Source organism: Bradyrhizobium sp. (assembly GCF_022844465.1).
Lineage (GTDB): Bacteria > Pseudomonadota > Alphaproteobacteria > Rhizobiales > Xanthobacteraceae > Bradyrhizobium.
Genome location: NZ_JALHLP010000026.1, coordinates 46,725 through 53,795, shown reverse-complemented (window position 1 = coordinate 53,795; position 7,071 = coordinate 46,725). Strand labels below are relative to the sequence as shown.

The window sequence follows — 7,071 nt, the reverse complement described above, 5'->3', positions numbered from 1 at the left end:
CTCCGGCGGCGGGCGCGGCCGCGCCGGCAGCGGGCGCTGCGGCTCCAGCGGCAGGTGCCAAGGCCCCAGCGGCGGGTGCGAAAGCCCCGGCCGGTGGCGGCGACAAGAAGAAGTAAGCGGCGGCAGGATGCCGCGTCATGCACCTGTTTGTTGGCCTCGGCAATCCCGGCGCGAAACACGCGAACAACCGGCACAATATCGGGTTCATGGCCGTCGATGAAATCGCGCGGCGTCATGGTTTCGCACCATGGCGCCGTCGTTTTCAGGGCGAGACCGCCGAAGGTACGCTCGATCGCGAACGCGTGGTGCTGCTGAAGCCTCAGACCTTCATGAACGAGTCCGGGCGCGCGGTCCAGGAAGCCGCGAACTTCTTCAAGCTCGGCGCCGGCGAGATCGCCGTGTTTCAGGACGAACTCGAACTGCCGCCGGGGAAGGTCCGCGTCAAGGTCGGCGGCGGCATTGCCGGTCACAACGGGCTGCGCTCGATCTCCTCGCATGTCGGCAACGATTATCGCCGCGTGCGGCTCGGGATCGGGCATCCCGGCATCAAGGAGATGGTGCACAGTCACGTGCTGTCGGACTTCGCTAAAACCGATCGCCCCTGGGTCGAGGCGCTGTGCGCCGCGCTTGCGGACAATGCGGGACTGCTGGCGATCGGCAAGGATTCGACATTCCAGAACAAGGTGCATCTTGCGCTGCAGGCCAAAGGATTTTTTCCGCCGAATGAGGACACCGGCGAAAAGCCGGCGTGACCTCTCCACCGCGATAGCCGGCATCGCAGCCAAATTTGCGCGGTCTGCGTAAAGCGGACTGCTTTGGCTGGGCATGGCGAACACCGAGATTGAGGACGAAATGGGATTCAAATGCGGTATCGTCGGCCTGCCCAATGTCGGCAAGTCGACGCTGTTCAACGCGCTGACCGAGACCGCCGCGGCGCAGGCGGCCAACTATCCGTTCTGCACCATCGAGCCGAATGTCGGTGAGGTCGCGGTGCCAGATCCCAGGCTCGACCGACTGGCGGCGATCGCGGGCTCCGCTCAGATCATTCCGACCCGGCTCACCTTCGTCGATATCGCAGGCCTGGTCCGCGGCGCGTCCAAGGGCGAAGGTCTCGGCAACCAGTTCCTCGCCACCATCCGCGAGGTCGATGCGGTGGCGCATGTGGTGCGCTGCTTCGAGGATTCCGACATCACCCATGTCGAGGGCAAGATCGCGCCGCTGGCCGACATCGAGACCATCGAAACCGAACTGATGCTGGCCGATCTCGACAGCCTCGAGAAGCGGGTCGACAATCTGGCGAAAAAGGCCAAGGGCAACGACAAGGACGCCAAGGAACAACTCGACCTCGTCAACCGCGCGCTGGTGCTGCTGCGCGAAGGCAAGCCGGCGCGGTTTCTCGAGCGCAAGCCGGAGGAAGAACGCGCCTTCGGCATGCTGGGCCTGTTGACCTCCAAGCCGGTGCTGTACGTCTGCAACGTCGAGGAAGGATCGGCGAAGGACGGCAACGGCTTTTCCAGGCAGGTGTTTGAGCATGCGAAGAAAGAAGGCGCGGTCGCAGTGGTAATTTCGGCGAAGATCGAGTCCGAGATCGCCACCCTGTCACGCGAGGAGCGCGCCGATTTCCTCGACACGCTCGGGCTGGAGGAGGCCGGCCTCGACCGCCTGATCCGCGCCGGCTATCAGTTGCTCGACCTCATCACCTATTTCACGGTGGGCCCGAAAGAGGCGCGCGCCTGGACCGTCAACCGCGGCACAAGGGCCCCCGCCGCGGCCGGCGTGATCCATACCGATTTCGAAAAGGGCTTCATCCGCGCCGAGACCATCGCCTATGCCGACTATGTCGCGCTGAACGGCGAAGCCGGCGCCCGCGACGCCGGCAAGCTGCGGCTGGAAGGCAAAGAGTATGTCGTCGCCGACGGCGACGTGATGCATTTTCGCTTCAATACCTGAGATTTCTCCACGTCATTGCGAGAAACAAAGCGACGAAGCAATCCATACTTTGACGCGGGGATAGATGGATTGCTTCGCGGAGCCTGTCATCGGGCGCGCATTCGCGCGACCCGGTGGCTCGCAATGACGGTGGGCTGCCTACCGCATCTGGCCCTGGTCGCGGATGGCGCCGAGATGCTCGTTGATGCGGAACACGATCAGGACGAATTCCGCGGCGATGCGCGAAAACACCACGCCGACCACGACGCCGGTGATCGCGGACAACAGCCGGATGAACCCGCCGAACGGGCTGATCGCCATCTCCGCGAGGCCGGAAAAAATGCCGGCGATGCCGAACAGCGCGATCAGGCAGATGGCCAGCCAGTAGAACGTCTTGATGATCGTGGGGGTGATGAAGCGGTCCCACTGGAACAGATCCTGAAAGTCGAGCATCGGTAGTTCTCCCGGCGAGTCAGACAACCAGATGGAACAAGGGCTAGCTCCGAACGCTGCTTCGGGCAAGTCAGGGCGAGCGCCAGGGCCGCTGCTCGCCCGCGGCGAACGCGCCATCGGGGTGGGCGGGTTGAGATTGCCGCAAATAGCGGCCACAATCAGGCTCCCTCAAGGTCCATCCCCCATCATGACGACGCTGATATTCGAAGATTTCAAGCCCGGCCATTTCGGCAGCTTCGGACCGCGCCACGTCACGCGCGAGGAGATGCTGGCGTTTGCCGCTGAGTACGACCCGCAGCCGATGCATCTGGACGAGGCGGCCGCCAATGCCTCGATGCTGCAGGGACTGTCCGGTTCGGGCTGGCACCTCTGCGCGATCCTGATGCGGATGATGTTCGACGGCTTCATTTGCCGCACCGCCTCGCTGGGCTCGCCCGGCGTCAACGAACTGCGCTGGCTGGCGCCGCTGCGCCCGGGCGACGACCTCACGCTCGAGATCGAGGTTGCGGAGGCGCGGCTGTCGCGCAGCCGCCCCGACACCGGCATCGTGACCTTCAAGGGCGTGGTGCGCAATGCGGCCGGCGTGGCGCTGTGCGAAATGCTTTCGCCGATCATCGTGCGGCGCGCCGGCGTCGCGGCGGAATAGGGGCCGGCGATGCGTTTCTTCGAGGACATGGAAATCGGCGCGCGGCGCGAGATCGGCGCATTCACCTTCACGGCGGAGTCGATCAAGAAATTCGCCGCGCAGTTCGATCCGCAGGCGTTTCACCTCGACGAGGAGGCCGGACGCAAATCGCTGTTCGGCGGCCTTGCCGCATCGGGCTGGCACGTCGGCTCGGTCTGCATGAAGCTCCTAGTCGCCGACGGCCAGCGCCAGATGAAGGAGGCGGCGGCGCGTGGCGAGCCGGTCGCGGTCTGGGGGCCGTCGCCGGGTTTTCGCGAACTGCGCTGGATCAGGCCGGTGCTGGCCGGCGACACCATCAGCTTTTCCAGCGTGATCGAATCGAAGCGGATTTCGGAGAAGCGCCCTGAATGGGGCATCCTGCAGGCCCGCAACAGCGGCGCCAATCAGCGCGGCGAGCCTGTTTATTCGATGCTGGCGACCGCCTTTGTGCCGCGGCGGAACGCGGATATCTGACCCGGCAACCGGGTATGGTTACCAAATCCCGCGGTTGATTCGCCCCTCAAGGCCTGGAAATGCGGAACAAGCGCCTCGCTAACGCATTGTGAACTTTCCTCGGCCATATCTGTGGCGGGGACGTCGCGAGGGGTTGAGACCATGGCAGATCACAGCGGGCTGAAATTCGTCGGCTTTATCTTTGCAACCGTCACCCTGGTGGTGATGCTGACCGCCACCATGGTGGTGACGACCCATGCCGATCGCGGTTACACGCCCGAGCCGGCCGCCTATGCCAGTCTCTGAGTGAGGATCAAACGCCAAAACCCGGGCGCGTGATTCGCCTGGCATCTATCCCCAGAGCAGCGTCATCGCCACAATCGCGAGCGTCAGCAATCCGACAAACCTGATCGTGATCGTGCCGACGCCGTGCGGCGATTGCCGTAGCGGCATCGAATCGGTGTTGTCGCGCTGAGCGTTTTGCATCGCCGTTTTTCCTCAAGACATTTTTCGTCACGCCACGAATCGCCTGTCGCGCGTGGATCGATGAAGTTCGGGTGTCTATAAAGTTCAATTCCAACACAGCCAAATGAAACCGCCGCGCTCCCGTGCGGAACGCGGCGGAGTGTCAGATTTTTGCAACGCCTGCGGTGCGTGATTCCGGGCTGGCTGTTCTTTGAACCGTCATCCCGCTGTAGTTTTTTGCTTGAGCATGATCTTTTTCGGAAAACCGCTGCACGCTTTTCCGGATCATGCCTTAGCTGTTGCGCATCCCGTCGGCGGCGCGCTTCCACTGCGAGACGCTGTCGGCGATCATCCGCGTCGACTTCATCGCGGCCTGGCTGAGCTGGGCGTAGCCGGAGATCTCGCGCTGGACCCGCTGGCCTTCGGCATGCAGGAGGTCGCGCAGGCTTTCGAGTTCGGCAATCAGCTTCTCGATTTCCCCGAGCGAAGTGCCGGCGACGCGCTGGATCAGCGAGTTGACGTTGTTGACGGTAGCCTCGGCGGCGCCATCGACATGCGCGGTCTCCGCGGCCGTCGGCCGGCGCAGATAGGCGATGTCGTTGCGGACGAAGTCGCGGATCCCGGCCTCGACCTCGGTCTCGGCGACGAGATCGCTTTCGATTTCAAGTGCTGATTCGATCGGTTCGGAGCGGCTGCTGGCTTTCATCGGCTATTTCCCTGTTCGCTTTAATGCGCGGATGTCCCCCGCACGACGCAGTGAGCGGCCATCTGTTCTAGCGATCGTGACCGCATCTGGGCCGATCTGCGGCAATGCTGGTTCATTCTCGGGAGTGGGCCGGTGGCGCTCCGGCAAACGCGCGTCAATGCGATTTCTCGGGGCCGGAACCGATGCGTCGCCGCCCGCGTTGCTCTCTCGCGTCAGCAACGGAGACCATCATGTCCAAGACCGTTCCGCCCGTCCCCGAAGACAACCGCAGCCACAAGGGCCCCGGCAGCACACCCGACGTGCCTGTTGACACCACCAAGGGCCATCGCGACGACGAGAAGAACAACCTGCGTGAACAGGGCGACCATGGCAACGTGACGCAGAACACCAGCAACCGAAGGTCGGGGTGAGGGCGGTGCGATTCCTGCGACGTTCCCGAGTCGTGCGCCGCGCGCTCTTTTTCAGATTTCAAACAGCGGCAAACCCCGCGGCGCCACGCGCCCGGGGATTTGCATCGATCGTTCGCGCCATGAAAGTCAGAGGGCGCAGGGAAAGCCGGGTGCCCTCAGCACCCGCGGTCGTGTGCAAACCGCACACGGTAGACCACAGGTGCGCCGGAACACCCGGCCTTCCCTGCGCGATGGTTTTACGGCGTACTTTGCGCTCTCCCTGGAGACGAATTCGTCTTGCCTCCATCGCCGGCGAATTGACGATCGCTCAAGCCCGGTTGGGCTTTCACGATCTCCGCCGGCTTGACGCCAGCCACGGGCGCCAGGACCACACAACTTGGCCGTCCCACGGCTTCCTGGCGCCAAAGGCTGCGACCGGCCCGTATGCCGCCGACCGCAGTTCTGGCGAAGGCGTTTAAGCGTCGTTCGTCTGCGCGCCGGCTGATCGCTCACGGGCAAAAGCCCGCCCTGCAATTCCCTCGCGCGCCCGACGCTGCCGCGTCCACCGCATCCCGCACCCTACGTCCGTGACGTGCGCACGCCCCTCTGGTGGGTCGGGATGGCGGGAGTTTTACTGCTGATTTGGGGGCGCGGCGAAGCGGATTATTTTTGCGGCGAGGACTGGACGCCCCAAATCACGTTGATCCCGCTTGGAAAATTCGCGTTTGCGCGCAGCGCCCGCGGGGGCGGTTTTCCGGCGGAGCGCGTGGCCGGGATGGGTGATCCGGTCGCGCGCGGTGTTACGGGGGAGTTTGTGCGCCGATCCCGTCATCCGTCAGCCGCCAAGAATTCCAGAGCCTTCTCGCGGCTTGGGAAGCGGCCGAGTTCGCGGTAGTCCGGATCGTGCTCGGCCGTTTCCGGCGACCACAAGACGACGAACTCATTGCCCTCGTGCTCGATCAACGTCGTCAATTCCTCGCTTTCATACGGCGTCATATCGCGAGCGCCACAATGCGGGCATTCATCGTCGCACATGCAGGACCATTGATCGGTCCACCGACGTTTGCAACGGTCACACCTATAGCGATTCAAAAACCAGGCCATGCGGGTCTCCTAGGATCGCAAACGATAGTTTCCGCGTGAAACGAAATCGATAAATCCGCGATCGCGGAGATATTGGAGCTGCTGTCGTATTTTCGGCTTGACGTTCTGGTTACCCGGATAGTTCTCGCCGAGATGCCGCTCGAAAGCATAGACTTCATCAAGCGTGAAATCACGCTTGCCGAGCGATTCCACGCACTTCATCACGTCGAGCAGCCAGCCTCGCGTTTCCGGAGATTCGTTCCTCAGAAACAGCGTCCTTTGCCATTCTTCCAGGACTGCGTCCCTCGGGCGAACGACGCCACTCTTCACGATATGAATCTTGCCGGACTCGGGCACGCGCGACAAAATGATATTCGATCCGATCCAGCCGGCTCGCCGCGCCGTGGCCGCCAGAGGCTTGCGCTCTTCGATGATCTCGCGGACGAAGAAGTGTTTTGGAACGATCAGGAGATTGACGACCGACAGCGATGTCAGGTCGTAGTTCATCAACAACAGGTTTGGATTGTTGCTGGCCGCAAGCCGCTCACATTTTGCCTTGTAGGCGCCATCGGCGACCTTCGCGCCGAACTTGCCTTTCTGGCTCTTGAGTTCGAATTCCTCGCTGCACGATCCGCACAGGAAGTCGGCGAGGGGGCTGTTGTTCGGGAATTGCGACATCTTCGCATTGCCGCAGTGCGGGCAATACGCCCACGCGCTCACCCAGGCTTCGGTCCATGCGCGGGCCTTCTGCGTGCCGCCAGTGTAGGGTGATTGGGATTCTTCGAAGCCAAGTTTCATGACGGCAGCGTAGCGGAATTCCTTTAATTTACCAGAACATGATCGCCTAGCCGCGCGCTGTCCCTTCCTGCGTCATTGCGAGGAGCGAAGCGACGAAGCAATCCAGCCAGAGGAAGAGCTGGATTCCTTCG

General features: G+C 62.9%; 12 protein-coding genes. 6 read left to right on the top strand and 6 right to left on the bottom strand.

The genetic code is table 11. From position 1 onward, the window contains the following. Window positions 1–236 (bottom strand): hypothetical protein (locus tag Q0D31_RS23290; RefSeq protein WP_291856539.1); only part of this gene is annotated, 236 nt, incomplete at its 3' end. On the opposite strand from Q0D31_RS23290, the gene pth reads away from it, so the two are divergent. Together pth and ychF are read left to right on the top strand one after the other, a co-directional pair. Continuing rightward, window positions 138–752 carry an aminoacyl-tRNA hydrolase gene (gene pth / locus Q0D31_RS23285; RefSeq protein WP_291856535.1) on the top strand — a complete coding sequence of 205 codons (615 nt, stop codon included), beginning with the start codon at window positions 138–140 and terminating at the stop codon, window positions 750–752. The two genes, Q0D31_RS23290 and pth, sit on opposite strands and share 99 nt — an antisense overlap. Window positions 753–852: 100 nt before the next feature. Next, entirely contained in the window at window positions 853–1,950 is a 1,098-nt protein-coding gene (ychF, locus tag Q0D31_RS23280; protein WP_291856533.1) for a redox-regulated ATPase YchF, read from the top strand. Between the two features lie 138 nt (window positions 1,951–2,088). On the opposite strand, the gene Q0D31_RS23275 is transcribed toward ychF, so the two are convergent. Continuing rightward, on the bottom strand, window positions 2,089–2,382 hold the full coding sequence (locus Q0D31_RS23275) for a DUF4282 domain-containing protein (RefSeq protein WP_291856531.1): 294 nt from the start codon (window positions 2,380–2,382) through the stop codon (window positions 2,089–2,091). A 187-nt stretch (window positions 2,383–2,569) separates the two neighbouring features. On the opposite strand from Q0D31_RS23275, the gene Q0D31_RS23270 reads away from it, so the two are divergent. The 3 genes from Q0D31_RS23270 to Q0D31_RS23260 all read left to right on the top strand — a co-directional run bounded on the left by Q0D31_RS23270 (window position 2,570) and on the right by Q0D31_RS23260 (window position 3,805). Next, a complete protein-coding gene (locus Q0D31_RS23270; RefSeq protein ID WP_291856529.1) occupies window positions 2,570–3,028 on the top strand; it encodes a MaoC family dehydratase in 459 nt (152 codons plus the stop codon). A 9-nt stretch (window positions 3,029–3,037) separates the two neighbouring features. Further along, window positions 3,038–3,520, top strand: coding sequence for a MaoC family dehydratase (locus Q0D31_RS23265; RefSeq protein ID WP_291856527.1), 483 nt, complete (start codon window positions 3,038–3,040; stop codon window positions 3,518–3,520). Between the two features lie 141 nt (window positions 3,521–3,661). Continuing rightward, a complete protein-coding gene (locus Q0D31_RS23260; RefSeq protein WP_291856524.1) occupies window positions 3,662–3,805 on the top strand; it encodes a hypothetical protein in 144 nt (47 codons plus the stop codon). Window positions 3,806–3,850: 45 nt separating this feature from the next. Here the strand turns inward: Q0D31_RS23260 and Q0D31_RS23255 are convergent, their stop codons facing one another. Together Q0D31_RS23255 and Q0D31_RS23250 are read right to left on the bottom strand one after the other, a co-directional pair. After that, window positions 3,851–3,985 (bottom strand): hypothetical protein, encoded by a 135-nt coding sequence (locus tag Q0D31_RS23255; protein ID WP_291856522.1) that lies wholly within the window; start codon window positions 3,983–3,985, stop codon window positions 3,851–3,853. A 271-nt stretch (window positions 3,986–4,256) separates the two neighbouring features. Continuing rightward, window positions 4,257–4,670: a hypothetical protein gene (locus Q0D31_RS23250; protein WP_291856520.1), complete on the bottom strand. Its 414-nt coding sequence runs from the start codon at window positions 4,668–4,670 to the stop codon at window positions 4,257–4,259. A gap of 230 nt (window positions 4,671–4,900) precedes the next feature. Between Q0D31_RS23250 and Q0D31_RS23245 the strand changes: the two genes are divergently transcribed. Beyond that, a complete protein-coding gene (locus Q0D31_RS23245; protein ID WP_291856518.1) occupies window positions 4,901–5,080 on the top strand; it encodes a hypothetical protein in 180 nt (59 codons plus the stop codon). Window positions 5,081–5,887: 807 nt separating this feature from the next. Here Q0D31_RS23245 and Q0D31_RS23240 read toward each other — a convergent pair. Beyond that, the gene (locus tag Q0D31_RS23240) at window positions 5,888–6,163 is read right to left on the bottom strand and encodes a hypothetical protein (RefSeq protein ID WP_291856517.1); all 276 of its coding nucleotides are present in this window, start codon (window positions 6,161–6,163) and stop codon (window positions 5,888–5,890) included. Window positions 6,164–6,172: 9 nt separating this feature from the next. Further along, window positions 6,173–6,940 (bottom strand): DpnI domain-containing protein, encoded by a 768-nt coding sequence (locus tag Q0D31_RS23235; RefSeq protein WP_291856514.1) that lies wholly within the window; start codon window positions 6,938–6,940, stop codon window positions 6,173–6,175. Between the last annotated feature and the right edge of the window lie 131 nt (window positions 6,941–7,071).

What these genes read in the sequence shown, in the direction of transcription:
- Q0D31_RS23270 (WP_291856529.1), top strand. Translation starts at nt 2,570, where the DNA reads ATGACGACGCTGATATTCGAAGATTTCAAGCCCGGCCATTTCGGCAGC.
- pth (WP_291856535.1), top strand. Translation starts at nt 138, where the DNA reads ATGCACCTGTTTGTTGGCCTCGGCAATCCCGGCGCGAAACACGCGAAC.
- Q0D31_RS23275 (WP_291856531.1), bottom strand. Translation starts at nt 2,382, where the DNA reads ATGCTCGACTTTCAGGATCTGTTCCAGTGGGACCGCTTCATCACCCCC.
- ychF (WP_291856533.1), top strand. Translation starts at nt 853, where the DNA reads ATGGGATTCAAATGCGGTATCGTCGGCCTGCCCAATGTCGGCAAGTCG.
- Q0D31_RS23235 (WP_291856514.1), bottom strand. Translation starts at nt 6,940, where the DNA reads ATGAAACTTGGCTTCGAAGAATCCCAATCACCCTACACTGGCGGCACG.
- Q0D31_RS23250 (WP_291856520.1), bottom strand. Translation starts at nt 4,670, where the DNA reads ATGAAAGCCAGCAGCCGCTCCGAACCGATCGAATCAGCACTTGAAATC.
- Q0D31_RS23255 (WP_291856522.1), bottom strand. Translation starts at nt 3,985, where the DNA reads ATGCAAAACGCTCAGCGCGACAACACCGATTCGATGCCGCTACGGCAA.
- Q0D31_RS23240 (WP_291856517.1), bottom strand. Translation starts at nt 6,163, where the DNA reads ATGGCCTGGTTTTTGAATCGCTATAGGTGTGACCGTTGCAAACGTCGG.
- Q0D31_RS23245 (WP_291856518.1), top strand. Translation starts at nt 4,901, where the DNA reads ATGTCCAAGACCGTTCCGCCCGTCCCCGAAGACAACCGCAGCCACAAG.
- Q0D31_RS23260 (WP_291856524.1), top strand. Translation starts at nt 3,662, where the DNA reads ATGGCAGATCACAGCGGGCTGAAATTCGTCGGCTTTATCTTTGCAACC.
- Q0D31_RS23265 (WP_291856527.1), top strand. Translation starts at nt 3,038, where the DNA reads ATGCGTTTCTTCGAGGACATGGAAATCGGCGCGCGGCGCGAGATCGGC.